Raw genomic sequence first — 22,154 nt, 5'->3', positions numbered from 1 at the left:
CTGCCATGATCGGTCTGCCACGCCAGGTTGCAGGGGAAGTCATCGGTACCGCGTTGCTGCTTGCCGTGGTGATCGGCTCGGGCATCATGGCCGAGCGCCTGGCCGGTGGCAATATCGCCGTTGCCCTGCTCGCCAACACGCTAGCTACGGTAGGCGGCCTGTACGTGCTCATTGAGGTCTTCGGCCCGATCAGCGGCGCACATTTCAATCCCGCCGTGAGCCTGGTGATGGCCGTGAAGGGCGAACTGCCCCGGTCCGCCCTGGCCCCTTACATCGTCGCCCAGCTGGCCGGCGCGGTGCTAGGCGCCTGGCTGGCGCATGCCATGTTCGATATGAGCCTCCTGCAGGTCTCGGCCAAGATCCGCAGCGGGCCAGGCCAATGGATCGCGGAGACCGTGGCAACGGCCGGCCTGATCCTGGTCATCCTCCGCGCCCCCAACGGACGCGCCCCCGCCATGGTGGCAAGCTACATCGGCGCGGCCTACTGGTTCACCGCCTCCACCTCCTTCGCCAACCCCGCCGCCGCTTTCGGACGCATGTTCAGCAATAGCTTCGCCGGCATTGCGCCCGCGAGCGTGCCCGGCTTCATGCTCGCCGAACTGCTCGGCGCCTGCATCGGGCTGCTGCTGCATACCGCATTGCTGCCACGCGTGCAGGAACAGGGTCACCCAAACGTGATCGAGGCCTCAGGCCAACAGGAAGACGCGCGCGGAACGGGTGAGCCCATCTGAGGAAAGGCGTCGAAAAGTGTCGACAGGCGTCGATACGTGACGCCTGCCCGGCCAGATCCATCGTGGCAGGCTCGACAGCCTGCGCGATCCGCCGCGCAACTCACTCCGACCCAGCCGGGGCCTTTGTCCGCGCCGCACGCTTGGGCTTGCACGCAAAGGAAGGGACATCGCAGCCCTTCGGATCCCCTTCACAGCAGTGCGCCATCAGGAATCCAAGCAGCTCGTTCATCCGCTCGTAGCGCGCCTGGTAGATGACGTTCCGGCCCTCCTGCCGGCTCGCGACCAGCCCGGCATTGGCCAGCTCCTTGAGATGAAAAGACAAGGTTGCCGGCGGCAGGCCCAACGCCTCGCCAATCCGCCCGGCATGCATGCCGGCCGGGCCAGCCTGGACCAGCAGGCGGAAGATCGCCAGGCGAGATTGCTGCGCCAGCGCGGCCAGGGCTTTTACGGCGGTTTCGCTGTCCATCAGAAGGCTCGCGGTAGTGGTGCTAGCGCGTATTCTCCGCCAGAACGAAGGCCAGCGGGCCGCATTCGGGAAGCCCATTCCTGCGCGGGACTTGCGCGTGGAAAGCTGCGCCGAAGGTTCGGTGCCACACAGATCACCTCCTGCACAAGAGAATAATGTTCACAAGCGCGGAGCCAGCGTGGCAGGACCCGACCACCTCAACAGAAGAGGGGGCAAAACAATATGCATCACCAAGCTGTGCGAGCCGCAATGATTGCGGCCGTTGCCCTGTTTGCCGCAGCCCTGTTTGCCGCTGCCGCAGCCTATGCGCAAACGCCAGCGAGCCAAGACGACGTCAGCAAGGCGCAAAGGCTGTCGGTCTGCCGGTGCGTAGCCGACCTCCTTTTCATGGCCGCGCAACAGCGCGATACAGGGGTGCCCAGGCAAGATGTACTCACAAAGCTGAGTCAGGTTGGCGGGGACGACCCGCTCTTTCTCTCCACCGCCACCGAGGCGACCAACATTGCGTACGACATGCCGCAGATATCGCCGGCGAAACTGAGGAAGATTCACATCGACAGGTGCAGGAAGGGGAGCCGGTGAGGAACGTGGACGCCAGATCTTGCCCGGAGCGCGGCGTGATTTTGTGCCGCGTCTGCGGTGCTTGATCTCGGCGCGCAGCGCCTCCAGCTCGATGCCGTTTGACAACAGGCTGCCGGGCAGGGTGACGTCATCTAGCGCACGCCTAACGAATCTGCGAGGTCGGTTCCGGACCTGGGCAGCAAGGGTGCGGACACCCCGGCATGAAATCGATATTTGCAAAGTTCGGCGCCAGCGATTTGCCTGGGTTGTGGCGGGTGATTTCCATGGAGATCATGCTCGCCGGCACACCAAAAGTCGTCAGCCAATGCTCCAGGTGCGATACGCGCTTGCGTGCGAGAGCATGACTGACTCCATCGGTTGGGGCCTCGTAGACGAGAATGTGAAACTCCTTCTTGTTCTCAAAGGCTGCCGGATCGTCGATCATCCACTCCGCCAGTCTGCGCACTTCCGAAGCCGGCAGGCGATCCGCACCAGGCTCGAAATTGCTGTTAAAGGAAATGTCGAAGCTGCAAGCCAAAGCGGGCTGCGCCAAGATCGCTGCTGCGGCAGCAACCACGCGGAAGTACTTAGACCATGACATAGGTGGCCACGTTGTCGGCATTCTCAATGCACTGCGGGTTCTTTGCCGCAGCCTCCTGTTCGGCGGTGCATAGCTGATGGAAGAAATCCTCTTTCGCCATTGCATTGGACATCAGTACCCCGCCGGTGCCGGTCTTGTCGCCATGTTTCAGGGCCTCTCGCATATCGTCCATGCCATCCTCCGTTGTCAGGCCGCCGACACGCAACGTGGTCGGACACCTTGCCAATGTGCCCGCGGATCGCCTGATTGGCTTTGGGAAATTTCTGCAAGAACGCGAAGAACATTCCCTGAGTGAGCAGGAATGCGCCATGAAGCTGGGAGGCGGGTTCTCATCCGGACGCCGCGCAGGGCGATGGCAGTGTTGGCTCGGCTTGCCGGCTGCCCGATCCTCCCCGCCCGCCTTTTCCGTTTTCTAGTGCGCAAGCACTGCGCTGAGATTGAGTTCATCGGCAACCTTCTTCAATCGCTTGTCGCGCGTCCAGATGGTGATGCCGGGTTGTAGGCGTGCAGACGCCAACAGCGACGTGTCTACAAATCCGATTCCACGATTGAACAATCCTTCGCGCTCGATCAGATAAAACGTCTCCTCCGGTGTGGCTACTGGCGCGCGCGGCAGATCGAGCAACGCGCCAAGCACGACGTCACGGTCACGCAAACTACCGAGTGAGATCTCGCCTATCACATAGGGATGCGCCAGCACACGCCCCTCGGCAAGCAGGCTAATCAGCATCGGATCAGAAGCGTTGATATGGTCAATCCAGACCGACGTGTCGACAAGGATCATTCGACGTCCAACCGACGACGCGGCGCCCCCTTGATGCCCGGTTGGCTACCGCCAAGATTCGCGAGTCGTTTCGCGGCTTCACGCTGGATCAAGGCCTTTAACGCTTCGCGCACGAGTGCCGTTTTTTCTTCCACCCCCGTATAAGCCTGAGCTTTGGCGATCAAGTCGTCATCAAGCGAAATCGTCGTACGCATGGGAGTCTCCGTAAGTGTGAGCACTCAATATAGCATCGTTTGATGCTTATTGCGGTGCGTTTCGTGGTCTCGTGGTGAACGCATTTGCCGCGACATTGCGCCGAGTCTTGAAAGGAGTAAACGGCGCGGGCAAACGGATCGAGCGCATCGTGCATGCCTTCCGCCGCTTGTCAGGTCGCCGACACCCGGCGTGCTCGAACACCTTGCCAATGTGCCTGCGGATCGCCTGATCGGCGTTGGGAAAGGTCCGTAGTGACGTGAAGAAATGTCACTTAGTACGGGAGCGAGTCGAGAACTTGAGAGGCGGGTTCTCATCTGGACGCTGCGCAAAGCGACGGCAGTGTTAGCTCGGCTTCCCGACTACGCCGCCATGCAACCTGCGTGACGTTGACGGCTGAGCGGATGCCGCCCAGCCATCGGCTCTCAGAACAACTCGTCGATACGATTCACGCTGGCGTCAAGCTGCTGCCGCAACGGCGCCAGCAGGCTATGCAGGCCAATGCAATCGATTGCCGCGTCGGCTTGCAGATCGAGCAGCGTCAGGATGGCGCCCAGGCCCGCGCTGACGCGCAGGAGTTCGTCGAAGCTCTGCATGATGGCTTCGCGCCTGGGGTCATCCGGCGGGGGTGTCGTTTCCTCCGGCAAGAGCGCTTGGGCAATCATGCTGATTGTGGATGCATCGGCGGTGGGAGCGAGTGTTTTCATGCGTGCGGCCATGGGATCACCTCTTTGGCGAATGACAGGGTGTGTTGATTGGTCGTCGCGCCCGTGCCGGCTTGCTGGGTTAGGCCGGCCGGGCGAGGGGGCAGCGATTGCCTCGCTCCCCAGATGCTCAACAACCCAGCTCCCCGCCAAGGTACTGGCGGGGGCTGGGTACTGCGGTTACCCCGGTCATGTCCTGCAGGTCCCCTCTTGTGAGGGACTGCTGCAGGGATCCCGTTCTCGATTCAGTGGTAGCGATGTTGGCCAAGTGGGCAAACGGCATGATTTACGTGGCTACGCCGTATGGCCGAAGACCCTGCCTACGTCGGGGTAGAGGCGGGCCGCGACGCAGGCGCGGATCGCGAACGAACCCCGCAGGCCCGAGTACAGCGCCGGCACCGGTTCACTGCCTGGTCCAGCTGCTGCTTCAGTGGCATCAGCAAGGCATGCAGGCGGCTATCGCCCGCGTGCAGGTTCAGCAGCGTGATGACGGATTCCAGATGCGCGCTGATGCGCAGCAGTTCGTGGCAGCCTTGGTGGGTAGCCTCGTGGCTCGGATCCGCTTCGTTGTCCAGCAGCACGGGCTCGGCGATCAGCCTGGCTTCCACGGCGGCCTCCCGTGCTGCGGCAGCGGTGCGCGGGCGACGTTGGCGGGCGGTCATGGGTACCTCCTGTTTTGTGATCGGGGTGCGGTCAGGGTGCAATCGCGGACATCGGTATGGCGATGGGCGGCGTTGGCAACCATCGTCCCGGCACGCGGCGGCGGCGGGGGCTTGCCTCGATCGGCGTGTGACTCCCCACCGCCTGCGGCCTTGCGGGCCGCGGTGCAGGTGTGTGGAACGGGTGTGGCTCAGTACAGCGCTTGCACGCGGTTCACTGCCTGGTCCAGCTGCTGCTTTAGCGGCGCCAGCAGGGCATGCAGGCCGTTGTTGGCGGCTTGCTCGTCGGCCTGGAGCTGCAGCAGGAGCAGGAGGGATTCCAGGCCTGCGCTGACGCGCAGGAGGTCGTGGCAGGATTGGTGGATGGTTTCGTGGGTTGGGGTGGTTTCGCCTTCCGGCGCGAGGGGCTTAGGGATCAGCTTGGCTTCTGTGGCGGCCTCTCTTGCTTCGGCGGCGGTGCGGGGGTGACGTTGGCGGGCGGTCAAAGGCTTCTCCTCGTTTGAGATGTCAGTCGAGATGCTCTGCGAAGGAGCCTCACGACGCTGCGCAGATCCGTAGGGCGCAGAAGCCCCTCCGCATGGTCCATAATGCGGCTGATAGTTCTCGGCGCGAGCGCATACGCCACCCTCACAAGAGAGGTGGCAAGGTGCATTCGTTGTCGTGCGGCACGAATAGGTTGGCCCACGCCGGGGTGTCGCGAGTAGTAAGCCAACACCAGCGCGCGCGGCAAAGGGCCACTACTGCTAGCAAGTTGCCAGTCCACTCCTCCGTTCGAGTCGCTGAACGAGGCTAAATTTACCTAGCAAAGCTTAAATAGCCCAATTGAAATGCGCGATCGGGTAGAAGAATTGATAGATTTCGTTGCAGGCGGGCACCGGCGCTTCAAGCGCATGGAGGAGCTGACTGGGGTGAAATCCGATAGCTGGAAGAACACCTGCCGCAATCAGCAGCGTGTGACACAGGAGATGGTGGAGGCTATTGGGGCGGTTTGGCCTCAGTATGCGTACTGGCTCGTCACTGGGAAGACGGACGAGGAGCATGGGCATACCTCACCGATTCGGGATCGAATAGCGCAGGATTTGGAGAAGATTAAGAGGGCGGAAGAGTAGTCAGAGACACGGAGTCCCGCGCCCAGCGCTGCATAGCAGAGAACCAGTTGCACACTCTTTCGATAGCTGTCGACGTCTATGGAATCCCTGTCGTCAATCTTTCAAGGCCCACTTGTCACGGCCTTGATCAGCCCGCTTCTGGCGGGCGTTGGTCCGGCCTTCTTTTGGTTCCGCGTGGGTTCTCTCCATAGCCTGCTTGAGCGTCTCTGGCGATTGGTGGCTGGCAAGGCCGAAGTACAAAATCCTCAGCTCAAGAAGCTCATTCAGGAGAATCGAGATCTCGAACGATTTCGCTTCATCTATGGATTGAAGATCGAAACACAGCCTGAATTTCTGAGGCTTATGTCATGGCTACATAGGCACAAGGTTGGAATAGCCAGGCTAGAGAGGGTGCGCAAGTGGGTCGACATTCGCTCGCCTCACCTCGTCCTCAAGCCGCCAAGGAGGTACTCGATAACCCAGTCCGCGATAGTCGGGGTCGGATACGTCGTCGTTAGCCTTTCGATAGCCTCGTTGCTCATAGATGACGCGTTCCTATGGACCAGAGGGTCCGAGGTCTTGTTCAAGACCGATGGAACGGTCATCGGTGGTTTCTGGGGCAGTCCTTCTGTAAAGCTTGAGGACTGCCTTGCAGATCCTGGCGCGCTTGCAAAAGGAGATCAAGTTCAGCGTCGCTGAGGCTACGAGTCTGTGCAAAGCGTTCGAGGACAAATCGATACAGAAACTTACTGCTCAGGCGGTGCATGAGCAGCGAGTGGCGGCTGGCATACTCGGCGGCTTAGCCGCGCTACTGGCTCTGGTTAGCGCGCTGAAGCTGAGGGCTGCGGCTGAAGCTCGGGAGCTCTGGGATGAGCTGCAACCCGAGGCGCGGGCATCCGCGTGACGGTATATGGGCGCAACCGTCCTGGCCTTGAGGGCTCCGCCACCTTGAACTGCAACAGCGCCGACCCATCGCACGTCCGTTAGGCTCCTTGCTCAAAAGCCAAGCCGAAGGGCATAATGTCATCAATTTGATGATATAAACCGCCTAAAAATGAGCAAAAAAACACTTCATTTCGGTCTTTTAGTCGCCTTTCTTGGTTGAGGATCATCCGATCATGCATCCCCAACGCGTCGAGAGCTTGAGCCATGCACAGCGGGAGCGGCTGGCTTACATCGACTTCCGTCTCTACTTCATGGGTGAAATCGGGCGCCCAGACTTGGCAAACCGCTTTGGGGTGGCCCCTGCCGGTGCGACACGCGATCTGGCCTTGTACCGGGAAATCGCGCCACAGAACATCGAGTTCGACGGCAGCAACAAGATCTACCGCATCGGCAAGGCGTTCTCCCCGATCTTCGAGCAAGCGCCACAGCGTGTCTTGTCTGCGCTCGCTCTTGGGTTTGGTGATGGAGAGTGCGTCGACTCCCAGCCACTGCTGCCCTGCGAGTCCCCTGCAGCTTTGAGTAGCCCTCGGATGGACGTACTGGCACCGATTTGCCGCGCCATCCACGCCAAGCGCCCGGTGGCGATTCGCTACCACTCAATGAGCAACGGAGAGTCCGAGCGGGTCATTGTTCCCTTTGCGCTGGTTGACACCGGCCTGCGCTGGCACGTTCGGGCGTTTGACCGCAAGTCCGGCGAGTTCCGCGACTTCGTTATCACCCGCATCGAAATGCCGACCTTGGTCGATGAAGAACCCAAGGCCAACGAGCGCCCGGACAACGATATTCAGTGGACGCGGATCGTGGAGTTGGATTTGGTGCCGCACCCGCGCCTCGCCCGGCCCGAGATCATCAAGATGGATTACGGGATTACCGACGGCTCGATACGCATGCGTGTGCGCGCAGCGGTCGCGGGCTACATGCTTCTGCGCTGGAGCGTCGATGCGTCGCCCGATCACGGTCTTAAAGAAGAACAGTACCGCCTCTGGCTCAGCGACCCGCTGGCTTTGTATGGCGTCGAAAACGCAAAGCTCGCGCCGGGGTATCGACCACCGGTCAGCGCTTTGAAGAAATAACAAACTACGAATTGAAACAGGAACAACACTATGACCAGCATTCAACAACGCGCCGCATTACAACGCCAGATATGGCAGATCGCAAACGATGTCCGAGGTGCCGTTGACGGCTGGGATTTCAAGCAGTATGTCTTGGGCACCTTGTTCTATCGCTTTATCAGTGAGAACTTCGCCAGCTATATCGAGGCCGATGACAACAGCGTCAACTATGCAGAGCTGCCCGATAGCGTGATCACCCCGGACATCAAAGACGACGCCATTAAAACCAAGGGCTATTTCATCTACCCCAGCCAGTTGTTCGCCACTGTAGCCGCCAACGCCAACACCAACGAGAGCCTGAACACCGATCTGGCCGCCATCTTTGCCGCCATTGAAGGCTCCGCCAACGGCTACCCCTCCGAGCGCGACATCAAAGGCCTGTTTGCCGATTTTGATACCACCAGCAACCGCCTCGGCAACACCGTGGTCGACAAAAACACCCGCTTGGCCGCCGTGCTCAAAGGGGTCGCCGGGCTAGACTTTGGTGATTTTGACCGCAGCCACATCGATTTGTTTGGCGATGCCTACGAATTCCTCATCTCCAACTACGCCGCCAGTGCCGGTAAATCCGGTGGCGAGTTTTTCACCCCGCAGCATGTGTCCAAGCTGATCGCACAGCTCGCCATGCATAAGCAAACCAGCGTCAACAAGATATACGACCCAGCCTGTGGCTCTGGCTCATTGTTGCTGCAAGCCAAAAAGCATTTTGACGCTCATATCATTGAAGACGGGTTTTGGGGTCAGGAGATCAACCACACCACCTACAACCTGGCGCGGATGAACATGTTCTTGCACAACATTAACTACGACAAGTTCAACATCCAGCTCGGCAACACCCTGATCGACCCGCATTTTGGCGATGACAAACCGTTTGATGCCATCGTCTCCAACCCGCCATATTCAGTGAAGTGGATAGGCGCAGACGACCCCACCCTGATCAACGATGACCGCTTCGCCCCGGCGGGTGTGCTCGCGCCCAAGTCCAAAGCCGACTTTGCCTTTGTGCTGCATGCGCTCAGTTACCTCTCCAGCAAAGGCCGCGCGGCGATTGTCTGCTTCCCCGGTATTTTTTACCGTGGCGGTGCCGAGCAGAAAATCCGCCAATATCTGGTGGATAACAATTACGTCGAAACCGTGATTTCGCTGGCACCCAATCTGTTTTTCGGCACCACCATTGCGGTGAACATTCTGGTGCTCTCCAAACACAAAACAGACACCCACACCCAGTTTATTGATGCCAGTGGTCTGTTCAAAAAAGAAACCAATAACAACGTGCTGCTGGATGCGCACATCGAACACATCATGCAAGTGTTCGATAGCAAAGCGGATATCGAACACTTTGCCAAATCGGTGAGCTTTGATGCCATTGCGGCCAACGATTACAACCTGTCGGTGAGCAGCCACGTCGAAGCCAAAGACAACCGCGAAGTGGTGGATATTGGCGAGCTCAATGCCGAACTGAAAATTACGGTTGCCAAAATCGACCAACTGCGTTCGGATATTGACGCCATCGTGGCCGAGATTGAAGGCGAGGAGTTGGAGGCATGAGCAGCGTGAACTTCTTGGAAATGCTACTGGATGGGGCTTCAGTGGAGTGGAAGGCGCTGGGGGAAGTTACATTGGCCACTAGCAATATCAGGTGGCGTGATACGGATCGCACCTATCGCTATATTGATCTCACATCTGTAAGCATTGAAACAAAAACAATAACCGATACACCCGAGGTTACGTCCAGCAATGCACCAAGTCGGGCGCAAAAACTTGTTGAAAAAGATGACGTAATTTTCGCAACAACTCGCCCAGCCCAACAGCGCTATTGCTTAATTGATGATGAGTACTCTGGCGAGGTTGCGAGTACTGGCTACTGTGTTTTGCGCGCCAAGAAAAATGAGGTTCTGCCTAAATGGATTTTGCATTGGATTGCATCTGCCAGCTTTAAAACACATGTTGAAGAAAATCAAAGTGGATCAGCATACCCCGCAATTTCAGACGCAAAGGTAAAAGAGTTCAAACTCCCCATCCCATGTCCAGAAAATCCCAAAAAATCGCTTGAAATCCAGGCGGAAATCGTTCGCATTCTGGACGCCTTCACCGAGCTGACCACCGAGCTGACCACCGAGCTGACCACACGCAAAAAACAATACAACCACTATCGTAACCAGTTGTTGAGTTTTGACGATGGGGAAGTAGATCACTTACCTATGGGGCAGGAAGGCGTTGGCGAATTTATCCGTGGCGGAGGGCTGCAAAAAAAAGATTTTACGGAGTCAGGTGTTGGCTGCATTCACTATGGCCAAATCTATACGCACTATGGCACATACACCGACAAAACTAAAACATACGTTTCAATAGAATTTGCCAAGAAAGCACGCAAGGCAAAGTCTGGCGATTTAGTTATAGCAACAACCAGTGAGAACGATGAGGATGTCTGTAAGGCTGTTGCTTGGCTAGGCAAGGAAGATATTGCAGTGAGCGGTGATGCCTGCATTTACCGACATAATCTGAACCCGAAATACGTTTCTTATTTCTTTCAAACAGAGCAATTTCAAAAGCAAAAAAAACAATACATTACTGGCACAAAAGTGCGGCGTGTAAATGCCGATAATTTGGCCAAGATATTGATCCCTGTTCCTTCGCAAGAAGAGCAAGCCCGCATCGTCGCCATCCTCGACAAATTCGACACTCTAACAACTTCCATCACCGAAGGCTTGCCCCGCGAAATCGAGCTGCGCCAAAAGCAGTACGAGCATTACCGCGAGCTGCTGCTAAGTTTTCCGAAACCGGGAGAGGTAGCAGCCTGATATGAGCAAGACGCTAACGGAAATCGCCCAGCAGCTGAAAGACGCCAACAAAAAGGTGCAGCTGATCTATGCCTTTAACGGCACGGGCAAAACGCGCCTATCTCGCGAATTCAAAGATTTGATTGCACCAAAAACTGATGCTGACGATTTGCAGCAGTCAGAGTTGGCGCAAAAGAAAATCCTCTATTACAGTGCGTTCACGGAAGATTTGTTCTATTGGGATAACGATCTAGAGCAGGATGCAGAGCCAAAGTTAAAAATCCAACCCAACTCGTTCACCAAATGGGTGCTTGAAGAGCAAGGCCAAGATCAGAATATCACGGCCACCTTTCAGCACTACGCCAATGAAAAATTAACACCGCAATTTAGCCCGGACTTCTCAGAAGTCAGCTTTTCATTCGAACGAGGCAATAATCAGCAAGAGCCAAATATAAAAATCTCCAAAGGCGAGGAAAGCAACTTTATTTGGAGTGTGTTTCATTCATTGATTGAGCAGATGACTTCCGAGTTAAACACCGCAGAGACTGCTAATCGGTCTACTGATGTTTTCAATAATTTGGAATACGTTTTCATTGATGATCCGGTAAGTTCATTGGATGAAAATCATTTAATCGATTTAGCAGTCAATTTGGCTAGCTTGATCAAATCCAGCCAATCCGATCTTAAATTTATCATCACGACGCACAGCCCGCTTTTTTATAACGTACTCTTCAATGAATTGAACGGCAAAGTTTGCTACATGCTGGAGCGTTTTGAAGACGGCACCTTTGCTCTTGCCGAAAAACACGGCGACTCCAACAAGAGCTTTTCCTATCACTTGCATTTAAAGCAAACCATCGACCAGGCGATCGCTGAAAACAAGGTTGAAAGGTATCACTTCACGTTGCTACGAAATCTTTACGAGAAAACGGCCAGCTTTCTGGGCTATCCAAAGTGGTCGGATCTTCTGCCTGATGATAAACAGCTCTATCTAAGCAGAATTATCAATTTTACGAGCCATAGCACGCTATCCAATGAAACCGTTGCCGAGCCAACGCAAGCGGAGAAGGCGACGGTCAAATTATTGCTCGATCACTTGAAAAAAAACTATGGCTTTTGGCATCAGGAAGAACAAAATGGTTGATTACACAAGACCCATCGCTGAATCCAATAGCTTTATCGTTCTGGATAAATACGCTAAGGAATGGCAGGGCAATCAGAGCTACCAGAGCGAAGGCGATCTGGAGCGGGAGTTCATTCAGGACTTGCAGAATCAGGGCTACGAGTATGCCCCCGGTTTAAACACGCCTGAGAAGCTGCTGGCCAATGTGCGTGAGCAATTGCAGGCCTTGAACGCTATGCGGTTTCTTGATGGCGAGTGGCAGCGCTTTGTTGAAACCTATCTGGACAGGCCCAGCGACAGCATCGTCGACAAAACGCGCAAGATTCATGATGACTATATCCATGATTTTGTGTTTGACGATGGCCATATTCAGAACATCTACCTGCTGGACAAAAAGAACATTGCCCACAATAAGGTGCAGGTGATCAAGCAGTTTGAGCAAACGGGCAGCCACGCCAACCGCTATGATGTGACGATCATGGTCAATGGCTTGCCACTGGTGCAGGTGGAGCTGAAAAAACGCGGCGTAGCTATTCGTGAAGCCTTTAATCAGGTGCACCGCTACAGCAAAGAGAGCTTCAACAGCGAGCATTCCTTGTTCAAGTATTTGCAGCTGTTTGTTATCTCCAACGGCACCGATAGCCGTTATTTTGCCAACACCACGACGCGCAACAAAAACAGCTTCGACTTCACTATGAACTGGGCGAAGGCGGATAACAGTCTGATCAAAGACCTGAAAGACTTTACCGCTACGTTCTTTCAGAAAAGCACCCTGCTCAATGTGTTGCTGCATTATTCGGTGTTTGACGTCAGCAATACGCTGTTGGTGATGCGCCCCTACCAGATCGCCGCTACTGAGCGAATCTTGTGGAAAATCAACAGCGCCTATCAGGCCAAGAGCTGGAGCCATCTTGAGGGCGGTGGCTTTATCTGGCACACCACCGGCTCGGGCAAGACGCTGACCAGTTTTAAAGCTGCACGTTTGGCCACTGAGCTGGAGTTCATCGACAAGGTGTTCTTCGTGGTGGATCGCAAGGATCTGGATTACCAGACCATGAAGGAATACCAGCGCTTTTCGCCGGATAGCGTGAATGGCTCTGACTCTACCTCCGGCCTGAAGCGCAACCTGGATAAGGACGACAACAAGATCGTCGTCACCACTATCCAGAAGCTCAATAACCTGATGAAAAGCGAAGGCGACCTGCCCATTTATAACAAGCAGGTGGTGTTTATTTTTGATGAATGCCACCGCAGCCAGTTTGGTGAAGCCCAGAAAAACCTGAAGAAGAAATTCAAAAAATTCTATCAGTTTGGCTTTACCGGCACGCCGATTTTCCCGCAGAACGCCCTGGGCGCGGACACCACTGCCAGCGTGTTTGGTCGGGAGTTGCATTCGTATGTGATCACCGACGCCATTCGTGATGAGAAGGTGCTCAAGTTCAAGGTGGACTACAACGACGTGCGCCCGCACTTCAAAGCCATTGAAAGCGAACAGGACGAGAAAAAACTCAGCGCGGCGGAAAACAAGCAAGCCTTGTTGCACCCCGACCGTATTCGCGAGATTTCGCAGTACATCCTGAATAACTTCCGGCAGAAAACCCACCGCCTGCAGGCAGCGGCAAAAGGCTTCAACGCCATGTTTGCCGTCAGCAGCGTGGATGCCGCCAAGCTGTATTACGAGTCTTTCAAGGATTTGCAAAAGGGCAGTGATAAGCCACTGAAGATCGCCACCATCTTCTCGTTTGCGGCCAATGAAGAACAGGATGCCGTTGGCGATATTCTGGATGAAAGCTTTGACGTATCAGCCATGAATAGCAGCGCCAAAGAGTTTTTAAGCGCGGCCATCGCTGACTATAACGCGCTGTTCAAAACCAACTTCAGCGTGGATAGCAACGGTTTCCAGAACTATTACCGCGATTTGGCCAAGCAAGTTAAGACTAAGGAAATCGACCTGTTGATTGTGGTGGGCATGTTCCTGACCGGCTTTGATGCCCCCACGCTGAACACCTTGTTTGTGGATAAAAATTTGCGCTACCACGGGTTGATGCAGGCCTATTCGCGCACCAACCGTATTTACGACGCCACCAAGACCTTTGGCAATATCGTCACCTTCCGCGATTTGGAGCGGGCGACCATCGACGCCATTACCTTGTTTGGCGATAAAAATACCAAGAACGTGGTGCTGGAAAAGAGCTACAAGGAATACATGGAAGGTTTTACCGATGTGGCCACCGGTGAAGCGCGGCGCGGTTTTGTGGAAGTGGTGAAGGAGTTGGAACAGCGCTTTCCTGACCCTTCAGCCATTGAAAAAGAGGCCGACAAGAAGGCTTTCGCGAAGCTGTTTGGTGAGTATTTGCGCGTTGAAAACGTGCTGCAAAACTATGATGAATTCGCCAGCCTGAAGGCATTGCAAAGCATCGACGTGAACGATCCTGCGGTCGTTGAGGAGTTCAAGGCCAAGCATTATCTAAGCGATGAAGATCTGGCTGCGCTGCAAGCCATCAAGATACCGGCAGAGCGAAAAATTCAGGACTACCGTTCAACCTACAACGATGTTCGCGATTGGTTGCGCCGTGAAAAATCGTCCAATGAAAAAGAGAAGTCCACCATCGATTGGGACGATGTGGTCTTTGAGGTAGACCTGCTCAAATCTCAAGAGATCAACCTGGACTACATTCTGGAATTGATTTTTGAGAATAGTAAAAAGGTCAAAGACAAAGCCTCACTGGTTGAAGACGTACGCCGGGTGATTCGCGCCAGCCTGGGCAACCGCGCCAAGGAAAGCCTGCTGGTCGATTTCATTAACCAAACCGACCTGGAAAAGATTGGCGATAAGGCCAGTGTGATAGACGCCTTCTTCGCCTTTGCTCAAGCGGAACAACAGCGTGAGGCACAAGAGCTGATTACCGCCGAGAATCTGAATGCAGAGGCGGCCCGGCGCTATTTCACTACCTCACTAAAACGCGAATTCGCCAGTGACAATGGCACTGAGCTCAATGCCGTTCTGCCCAAGATGAGCCCACTGAATCCGAAATACCTGAGCAAAAAGCAAAGCGTGTTCCAGAAAATCGCTGCTTTCGTTGAAAAATTCAAAGGTGTGGGTGGGAAGGTCTGATGCCCGTTGCTGCGGCTGACTAGCGTGAAAAAGACAAATGTTTTCGTGGAATTTTGATGGCACTGAATCTAGCAAAAGCCGTACTGGATTGTTTGAAAGCCCGGCCCGAAGAAAAGCTGACTGCGCGGCAAATCGCTGAGTGGATTTTTGGCGCCTATCCTGCGGAGTGCCAGGAGAAGAAATCCAACAGCCAAGGCGGGTACATCAAAACCGACGGCGACTTGGTACAGCAGTTGGTCGCGGAAATTGGCTCACGTCGCCCAAGCTTGCAGAAGCGGCACCCTGAGCTGAAGACGACCGAAGGTAGGCCACGCAAGTACTACTACACAGAAAAATCAGACGTCGCTGAAGTTGCGGCGGCCGAGGGTGCGGCCACTACTACCACCGTAAGCACCAATGGCAAGACACTGGGTGAACACGCGATGTACCCACTGCTCTCGCTGTATCTGTGGGAAGAGTTCGGGGTCTATTCGAAGCGCATTGACGAGAAACGCTCATCGAACAAACGAGGGCCAAACGGGAACCGTTGGCTGTACCCGGACGTGGTCGGGATGGAGGACTTGGGCGCTGAGTGGCACCAGGAGGTGCGGGACTGTGTGAATCAGTATTCCGACAAGCGCACCAAGCTGTGGTCGTTCGAAGCAAAGTTGTTGATCAACCGTTCGAACGTGCGTGAGTGCTTCTTCCAGGCGGTGTCCAACTCGTCGTGGGCCAATTTTGGCTATCTAGCGGCAGCTGAAATCGAGGGCCAGGACACACTCAAGGAACTACGGATGCTGTTTGCGGCGCACGGCATCGGCCTGATAAAACTGGATTCCGACAACCCGGCTGAAAGTCAGGTCTTGATCCCAGCCCGCGAAAGGGATGAGATCGATTGGGATATGGCCAACCGGCTGGCAACCGAGAACCGGGATTTTCTGGAGTACGTGAAGCTGGTGAAGCAGTTCTACCAAACAGGCGAAGCAAGGCTGGCCGATTGGGACGTGCCCGAGACGACGGACTGAGGAACGCTACTCGAGGTGGCCCATGACGTCAAGCGGACGTGCATTTTACCCATTCTGAATTCGCTTGGTATATGGGCTGTGATTGACGTAACCGAGTTACCCCAAAATTGCAAAATCAGAAGAAGCTGTTAAGAAGGTAAGCAGCCCCTGAAGGATCATCGTCAAGAAGCAGGCGCTGCAGGTACGCAACGTGCTCTTTAGCGCAAGCGAACGGGCAACCAAGGCAGGGCGGCATCCCTGATTGCCCTTCTGTCTCGACGTCAGCCCCGTGATATCCGCCCCAACTCTTCCAGGACAATACCCTTGAAGGTCTCGAACACCAGCCAGTTCTTGCGTTCGCTCCGCCAGTAGCCCCTCCCCCTGCAGATTGGCTCCACCAGTTCTCGTACCGGCTCGCAGATAGGGTGATAGACCGTGATGTTGTTTCTCGGCAATTCACGGACGAACAGCAGTACGCCGTGAATGGAAAACGTCCATACTCCGTCTCGCTGAAACATATGACCTCCTGGTTGAAAGTGAAGTCAGCCTAGTCAGCGCATCACCGGAGAAACAGTCACCAACAGCGGAACAAACTGTGTCGAACGGGAAAAATCCTTTAAAAATCAAAGCCTTTCAAGAAGGCGAGTCCCGCCCTGTGGGTGACCCCGGCATGAACGAGAAGGCAGCCCTAGGCGCGTTCTTGAGCTTCTTCAAACGGCAGGAACGGGAGACACGGGGACTAAAGGTAGCCAAGGCGCTAACCCAGGATTCGCTTCAGCGACTGGAAGATGGCAAAGAGCTGACCGTCTACACCTCTCAACAGGTCGCCGAAATGGCGGGCCACCAAATCGTCCCCGAGAGAGCGACGGGGTGGCTCTCCAAGGTCTGGGACGAATTGGAGAAGCGCCTGGAAGCTTGGAAAATTGGGGTGCAAGACACAGCTCGACAAGCTGGCCTGACTATCTATGCGTGGCCCAAGAAGACCCAGGGTGCCGGCGGCGCGGGAAACAATTCCTCTTTCGGAATCGTCTTTCTACCGGTGCCAGCGACCGACGACGCGCTGGCGGGCTCCGCTCCGGGCAATATCACCTATGCTCGCGATTTGACCCTAAAGCCAGCATTTTGGGTCAAGCCCCTAGTACATGCCGGCTTCGCCCTGAAGGGGTGGCGCAGAACCCTGTTTCTTGCATACGGCCTCGGTGGGCTGGCGATTTTCGGGCCCGTACTTGCCTGGCTGTGGGTGACATTGACGACTGGGTGGGAATCCCTGCCCATCACGGGGATCACCTCCCTGCTCTTGCTTGGAGCACTGGTCGGTTGGGTGGCACTATCCCTACTCAGGCCGTTCTGGCGACTGATTGACTTGCGAATCATCATGGCTCCGGACATCCTGGTGTCGATTCGGGAGCGAGGTGTTCAGTTGGAAGCTGCAAAGGAGCAAGACGGCGACGGCAATAGCCTGAGGGTCATACGCCTCGTTCGCTACTCTGGGGACTGCCCAATCTGTGGAGAGCTCGTCCATCTGGAAGAAGGTCGTCGCGAGTTCGCTGGACGACTAATCGGCCGGTGCGACGAACACCCCACCGAGCACATCTTCTCGTTCGACAGGCATTCCCGGACAGGGAGCCCGCTGCGATAGTAAATAAGCTTTGATGGGAGTTATTCCCTTCACTCCCGATAGCTATGGCAGCGACAACATTCGTCTCATGGTGGGGTTCCAGGCCACGACGTCCCTTCGTTGTTGTTTGCGTCTTTCACGACGATATGGGGATACGTGCTTTCCCCCTCAAGAGACGCAGATGCCTTCCTGCATAGCTCCCCCTGCCTTAGAAGAGTGACACTCGGGCGACGAGGCTGACGCGCTCCCTGTTGCCAGGCCATGCTCTCCAAGTACACGCGCAACGACGATTTATAGCCACACGCAACCAACTCTGCTCTCAATAGCACACTCACTAAGTCAAGGCACGCCTTGTGGCACGTCTGGGGTGCAGTCAATTACTATTGCAATCCAAATACCTCAGACACGGCATCCATCAAGCCCACCCATGGCCATCATGATCCCAGCGCTGCAGCCCAAAGATACCGGGAGCAGAGCCGAAACCAGCATCTACCACCTTCTCAAGCGCGACCTTTCCGACGAGTACACGGTAATCCACAGTTTGCCTTGGCTCTGCAAAGCGGTGAAAGAGCTCGGCGCCCAATTTGCCCCTTCTGGCGAGATTGATTTCCTCGTTATCCATCCAGACCATGGGGTTCTCGCTCTTGAGGTGAAAGGCGGCCGCTACAAAGTGAAGGACGGAGCTTTCGTCAGCCAGACCGGAACAGATACCCGCGACCCAGTGTTGCAGTTGCGGCGCAACGTCCATGGCGTAACTGCCTGGCTCGGCGCGGACCCGACGCTGCGAATCAGATTCGGATATGGATTCATTTTCCCTGACAGTCGATTCGGCGACGCAATAGTCAGCCTTGCGCTGACCGACATCAGCGTCGACCCTCCACAGCGCATTGTGGTGGACTGCAACGAGATGCCGGCCTTGGCAAAGAGAGTTGGCGAGATGCTGAACTATTGGCGGAGCGCTGGCGGTACGCACGCCCTCGGCCGGGGTAAGGCAGGGCGTCTTGTGCAGGCCTTGTGTCCCAACTTCGATGGCACCCCCGATTGGGGGTACAGGGTTCAATACGACAACCAGATTTGGCTTCGCCTCACTGACGAACAACGCGATTTCCTTGAGCTTGCTCGCCGGCGCTCCCGAATGGTAGTAACGGGTTGGCCGGGCACGGGCAAAACCGTACTTGGTGTCGAGCTCGCGCGAGAAGCCGCTGCGGAGGGGCGCAAGACGCTTGTGGTTGTATTCAACTCCCTCCTGCGCGACCTATTGGACAACCGAACGTGGTCGCCAGGCGGCGGCACGAGAGCCTACACTTGGCACGGCCTTTGTTCCGAGGGGCGGCGGAGGCTCGGGAGGCGGGTCGACAATTCGGACACCTGGAGCGAGGAAGCGGGCTTGGCGGACTTGCGTGCTGCCATCGAATCGGGAGTCATGGGCAGCTATGACCGGTTGGTCCTGGACGAGGCGCAAGCGCTAAAACCCGAGTGGGTGGAACTGCTAATCCACTGGTTTTCCGGCAAAGAGGTCTACGCCTTCTGTGATGAAACTCAAGTCTTTGACTTCGAACGCGAGACGACCTCACTGAGTCGGCTGAGTGAACTCGTTGGGGTAAAAAACCCCTATCACTTGACGGTCGTCATGCGGACGCCACGCGTCGTCACCGATCGCCTGAAAGGCGTTCGCGACGACATTGGCTATGAGCTCACGTCACCGCGGCCTCATGACCCTGACGCACTTCAGGAGCTTGTGTCGCAAGACTTGACCGCGACACTCGAAGCCACGCTGAAGGCGCTCTTCTCCAAAGGAGTGACGGCCTCTGACGTGGTCATACTCACCAATACGCCTATCGGTGGAGGCAACCCTTGGCTTCCAAATATCGTGCGTGAAGCCGGCATCAAGCATCAGGCGGTACTGCGGTTTCGAGGACTAGAATCGCCGATTGTTATTACTGTTGGCTGCGCCAACATGGATGATAAGCAGCTCATGTGTGCGTACTCGCGCGCCACAACTGCCTGTATCGCCATCTATGACCCGAATTCGCTGGAGCGGCCGAGCGGAGAATTTCACAGAACGCTTCTGTTGAATGACCAGGTCAGATCCATCGTGGAGAAGACTCAATGCGACAAGTTGACGTCCACGATGATGGAGAACGTAGGTGTTCCGATATGCTCCAAGACAGTTCAGCTCGCTTGGTCAAAGGAGTGGAAGGCTTGGCTCATCGGCTTGAATAGCCTGGGTGATCCCGCGCACACGTGGATTGACTACTTAGTGCTTGAGCATAGTTGGCCCGTCTATTTTTGGTACCCCAATTCGCGCCAGGGCTTCTACCGAGCGCTTCCTCTTGCCGACCTGGACATGGATAGCGAAATGTCGACTGGATGGTGCGACTTAGCCATCTGTGCCGCTTGCGGCGAGGTCGGCCCAATCGAATGCGGCCGAAACCATTGCTGCACACGCTGCGACAACAGTTCGGAGGATGTCGGAAATCCAAGCGACGTTGTCTTCGAACTGGTCGCTGACTTTGACTCGACTGTGATCGAAATGGCTAAGAAGCGCGTAAGAGATGGCTACGCGAATCTAACGCCAATTCCGCTAGCGGCCGTTGCGGCGCGCCTATATGGTGAGGCAAATAGGATTCGCGGTACGCCGGACCATGCCGACCTGCCAGCCGGCAGAAGTATTCTCTATCGTGCAGCCCTAGCGTTCACCTTGGCCCACATCGCACACGCACCGGCGGACATTGACCGAGAGGGACTTGCCAGCAGGATATTCGACTACTACAAGACCTGGGGAGCTGTTACAGAGCGGATGTGGCGAGCCCGAGTATCGCAGGCATTCTCGACTTGCATGTCCGCCAGGAAACTCCTCACAACTGTTTCCCGTGGCGTGTTCCGGCCAACTAGCGACACGTCCGACGACGAACTCTCGCGAACATCGACAAGCTAGATGGCTCGTTTTCCGCCCTCCATTGCCCCTGTCGACGATGTGTCCGTAAAGGCGACGCCCACAGGGCACTGGTAAGCCCGGCAATTCCCGCAACGGTGGACGGCATTCGCGCTACTGTCATCGAGGCTCGGACCTTCTCAAGAGTCGAGCAAACCTACCCAAGCGCCGCAAATCTGCCTTTGAGGTGCGTCTCCTGGCCTGCACCTGGGAGTTAGAGAACAGGTCTGAACAGTGCTTGCGTTACGTGGGCCTGAAAATGCCTGCCAGCGTGTCAGCCCGAAACGTGTTCGGCTTGGCGTACGACTGACTTCGTCGCCCACTTGCGGGCGGTCTCGTAACTAACCCTGCCCGTCAACGCCCGGGCAATGCGGTTCGCCGAAATGCTGCCGAAGAAGTCTTCGATGTCTAGGTGCGAAAACAGCTCCCCGGCGATATGCTCCTTCAGCGCTGCGACATGCCCATCAGGTCTGAGATGAAAGTAGTAGTCAGGGGCGGACCAGACTTGCTCGATAGCAGCTTTAAGCTCACGACCTTCTTTGATGACTTCGTTTGTAGGGACGAAACCCGCCTGCCAGGCTAGATTTCAAGCTGAATAGACCATCGGGCAGGCATAAGGGCGTCGGTAGTTAGAGGCCATGCTCATCAGAAGCACAATCAAGCGGACCACTTCCTTCGCCAGCTTGAGGCCCTAATAAACCAGGCGATATTTACGAGCGATCATAAACACTCCCGCCTCTACCCCACCAAAGAAGGGTGTATTTCATCATTGCGCTGACGATATTTATTTACACCATTTAAAATGGTTACCTGCCACACGCCCTTGGGACCAACAATCATCGAGCCAGAATGAAAACAGTGATGGTAGAAGAGATTTCTGATGCAATTTCAAAAATCACAACTGGAGCATCTAAGATTGGCATTCTTATTGGCGGATTCTGCGTCATTGGATATTCGCTCCGCATAGCGCACTTCCCTCAAGATCTCTCGCTTGGGGACGGCCTACTATTCTTGCTAGCTGCCTTGTGCTTTGGTGTCGTTTATCTTTTCTTTGTTGCCAGTCTGGTTTCACTTGGCATTCTCCTCTCTCCACTCACAAGGCGACTCTTCGCCGTCGCTGTCTGGATAAAGAGGAGATATTCTCAAGAAAATTTCACGCCAGAACACCCGCCAGCGCCATTTGAATGGCAATCTGTAATATTTTCTCTGTTCGCGATAATTATAATTATAATATTTGGAAAGAAAGACTCAACAGCATACTGGAGCCTCCCACTTATTTCGGTTGCACTTTATTTCTTTTACTCCGCCTATCAGTCGACTGCAGAGAAAATCGGAAAAATCACCGCCCAGCAGAATGCAGTAATTCAAATGGAGGAGCAACGGAACATCTATCAGACGGACGATCTGAATCGAAACAAACGCACGCAGATGATTAGCCTCACGGCGATCGCAGTTTTCCCGCTATTGACGGGAGGAGTGTCCGGGCAACTTCTCGACGCAGCAATGCGAGCGGCACGAGTACGTGTCGAGCAACCGATCATTTATGTGAAAGAACCATACTCAGCACTGATTCCAAAAACGCTTCGCTCTAAAGAAGCAGTCACTCCTAAGGACTATGAAGCCTTCGAAGGCGCTATCGTCTTGCTCAAGGGTTTTGGAAAATCAACTGTAATCTCATTCCCTGATGGCACGCGGCGGCGCCAGCTCGAAATCCCCAATGAGCAAATTATTATAGAAGCGCACTAACACTAAACCTG

At 55.5% G+C, this 22,154-nt stretch carries 22 protein-coding genes; 12 read left to right on the top strand and 10 right to left on the bottom strand.

Annotated elements, in window-relative coordinates; genetic code table 11:
* Positions 1–5: 5 nt before the first annotated feature.
* Positions 6–731, top strand: coding sequence for an aquaporin (locus AC1RQK_RS12965; RefSeq protein WP_492809264.1), 726 nt, complete (start codon positions 6–8; stop codon positions 729–731).
* 100 nt (positions 732–831) lie between these two features.
* Here AC1RQK_RS12965 and AC1RQK_RS12960 read toward each other — a convergent pair whose 3' ends face one another.
* The 9 genes from AC1RQK_RS12960 to AC1RQK_RS12920 form a co-directional block, all read right to left on the bottom strand.
* On the bottom strand, positions 832–1,197 hold the full coding sequence (locus AC1RQK_RS12960) for an ArsR/SmtB family transcription factor (RefSeq protein ID WP_441630194.1): 366 nt from the start codon (positions 1,195–1,197) through the stop codon (positions 832–834).
* A 159-nt stretch (positions 1,198–1,356) separates the two neighbouring features.
* Positions 1,357–1,884, bottom strand: coding sequence for a hypothetical protein (locus tag AC1RQK_RS12955; protein ID WP_492809263.1), 528 nt, complete (start codon positions 1,882–1,884; stop codon positions 1,357–1,359).
* Between the two features lie 37 nt (positions 1,885–1,921).
* On the bottom strand, positions 1,922–2,359 hold the full coding sequence (locus tag AC1RQK_RS12950) for a hypothetical protein (protein ID WP_492809262.1): 438 nt from the start codon (positions 2,357–2,359) through the stop codon (positions 1,922–1,924).
* A complete protein-coding gene (locus AC1RQK_RS12945; protein ID WP_492809261.1) occupies positions 2,346–2,531 on the bottom strand; it encodes a hypothetical protein in 186 nt (61 codons plus the stop codon). The genes AC1RQK_RS12950 and AC1RQK_RS12945 overlap by 14 nt, the downstream gene beginning before the upstream one ends.
* A gap of 240 nt (positions 2,532–2,771) precedes the next feature.
* Positions 2,772–3,143 carry a type II toxin-antitoxin system VapC family toxin gene (locus AC1RQK_RS12940; protein WP_183035769.1) on the bottom strand — a complete coding sequence of 124 codons (372 nt, stop codon included), beginning with the start codon at positions 3,141–3,143 and terminating at the stop codon, positions 2,772–2,774.
* Positions 3,140–3,337 carry a type II toxin-antitoxin system VapB family antitoxin gene (locus AC1RQK_RS12935; protein WP_183035768.1) on the bottom strand — a complete coding sequence of 66 codons (198 nt, stop codon included), beginning with the start codon at positions 3,335–3,337 and terminating at the stop codon, positions 3,140–3,142. The genes AC1RQK_RS12940 and AC1RQK_RS12935 overlap by 4 nt, the downstream gene beginning before the upstream one ends.
* Positions 3,338–3,760: 423 nt before the next feature.
* Positions 3,761–4,042: a DUF1484 family protein gene (locus AC1RQK_RS12930; RefSeq protein ID WP_492809260.1), complete on the bottom strand. Its 282-nt coding sequence runs from the start codon at positions 4,040–4,042 to the stop codon at positions 3,761–3,763.
* Between the two features lie 317 nt (positions 4,043–4,359).
* The gene (locus AC1RQK_RS12925) at positions 4,360–4,701 is read right to left on the bottom strand and encodes a DUF1484 family protein (protein ID WP_492809259.1); all 342 of its coding nucleotides are present in this window, start codon (positions 4,699–4,701) and stop codon (positions 4,360–4,362) included.
* A gap of 188 nt (positions 4,702–4,889) precedes the next feature.
* Positions 4,890–5,183, bottom strand: coding sequence for a DUF1484 family protein (locus AC1RQK_RS12920; RefSeq protein ID WP_492809258.1), 294 nt, complete (start codon positions 5,181–5,183; stop codon positions 4,890–4,892).
* Between the two features lie 702 nt (positions 5,184–5,885).
* On the opposite strand from AC1RQK_RS12920, the gene AC1RQK_RS12915 reads away from it, so the two are divergent.
* From AC1RQK_RS12915 to AC1RQK_RS12880, 8 genes are all read left to right on the top strand, one after another.
* A complete protein-coding gene (locus AC1RQK_RS12915; protein ID WP_492809257.1) occupies positions 5,886–6,485 on the top strand; it encodes a DUF6216 family protein in 600 nt (199 codons plus the stop codon).
* Positions 6,424–6,690 carry a DUF6216 family protein gene (locus AC1RQK_RS12910; protein WP_492809256.1) on the top strand — a complete coding sequence of 89 codons (267 nt, stop codon included), beginning with the start codon at positions 6,424–6,426 and terminating at the stop codon, positions 6,688–6,690. Before AC1RQK_RS12915 ends, AC1RQK_RS12910 begins: the two co-directional genes overlap by 62 nt.
* 214 nt (positions 6,691–6,904) lie before the next feature.
* On the top strand, positions 6,905–7,804 hold the full coding sequence (locus AC1RQK_RS12905; RefSeq protein WP_492809255.1) for a helix-turn-helix transcriptional regulator: 900 nt from the start codon (positions 6,905–6,907) through the stop codon (positions 7,802–7,804).
* Positions 7,805–7,834: 30 nt separating this feature from the next.
* The gene (locus AC1RQK_RS12900) at positions 7,835–9,391 is read left to right on the top strand and encodes a type I restriction-modification system subunit M (protein WP_492809254.1); all 1,557 of its coding nucleotides are present in this window, start codon (positions 7,835–7,837) and stop codon (positions 9,389–9,391) included.
* Positions 9,388–10,644 carry a restriction endonuclease subunit S gene (locus AC1RQK_RS12895; protein WP_492809253.1) on the top strand — a complete coding sequence of 419 codons (1,257 nt, stop codon included), beginning with the start codon at positions 9,388–9,390 and terminating at the stop codon, positions 10,642–10,644. Before AC1RQK_RS12900 ends, AC1RQK_RS12895 begins: the two co-directional genes overlap by 4 nt.
* Position 10,645: 1 nt before the next feature.
* The gene (locus AC1RQK_RS12890) at positions 10,646–11,767 is read left to right on the top strand and encodes an anticodon nuclease (RefSeq protein ID WP_492809252.1); all 1,122 of its coding nucleotides are present in this window, start codon (positions 10,646–10,648) and stop codon (positions 11,765–11,767) included.
* On the top strand, positions 11,733–14,861 hold the full coding sequence (locus AC1RQK_RS12885) for an HsdR family type I site-specific deoxyribonuclease (protein WP_492809251.1): 3,129 nt from the start codon (positions 11,733–11,735) through the stop codon (positions 14,859–14,861). The genes AC1RQK_RS12890 and AC1RQK_RS12885 overlap by 35 nt, the downstream gene beginning before the upstream one ends.
* 56 nt (positions 14,862–14,917) lie before the next feature.
* Positions 14,918–15,865, top strand: a complete 948-nt coding sequence (locus tag AC1RQK_RS12880; protein WP_492809250.1) for a COG2958 family protein — start codon at positions 14,918–14,920, stop codon at positions 15,863–15,865.
* A 260-nt stretch (positions 15,866–16,125) separates the two neighbouring features.
* Here AC1RQK_RS12880 and AC1RQK_RS12875 read toward each other — a convergent pair whose 3' ends face one another.
* Entirely contained in the window at positions 16,126–16,362 is a 237-nt protein-coding gene (locus AC1RQK_RS12875) for a hypothetical protein (RefSeq protein WP_492809249.1), read from the bottom strand.
* Between the two features lie 152 nt (positions 16,363–16,514).
* Between AC1RQK_RS12875 and AC1RQK_RS12870 the strand changes: the two genes are divergently transcribed.
* The 3 genes from AC1RQK_RS12870 (at position 16,515) to AC1RQK_RS12860 (ending at position 22,143) form a co-directional block, all read left to right on the top strand.
* A complete protein-coding gene (locus tag AC1RQK_RS12870; protein WP_492809248.1) occupies positions 16,515–17,483 on the top strand; it encodes a hypothetical protein in 969 nt (322 codons plus the stop codon).
* Between the two features lie 406 nt (positions 17,484–17,889).
* Positions 17,890–20,400 carry a nuclease-related domain-containing DEAD/DEAH box helicase gene (locus AC1RQK_RS12865; protein ID WP_492809247.1) on the top strand — a complete coding sequence of 837 codons (2,511 nt, stop codon included), beginning with the start codon at positions 17,890–17,892 and terminating at the stop codon, positions 20,398–20,400.
* Between the two features lie 846 nt (positions 20,401–21,246).
* Positions 21,247–22,143: a hypothetical protein gene (locus AC1RQK_RS12860; protein WP_492809246.1), complete on the top strand. Its 897-nt coding sequence runs from the start codon at positions 21,247–21,249 to the stop codon at positions 22,141–22,143.
* The last annotated feature ends 11 nt before the right edge of the window (positions 22,144–22,154 follow it).

The organism is Cupriavidus sp. GW822-FHT02D05, from assembly GCF_058802485.1.
This window is presented reverse-complemented; position numbering and strand designations above follow the sequence as displayed.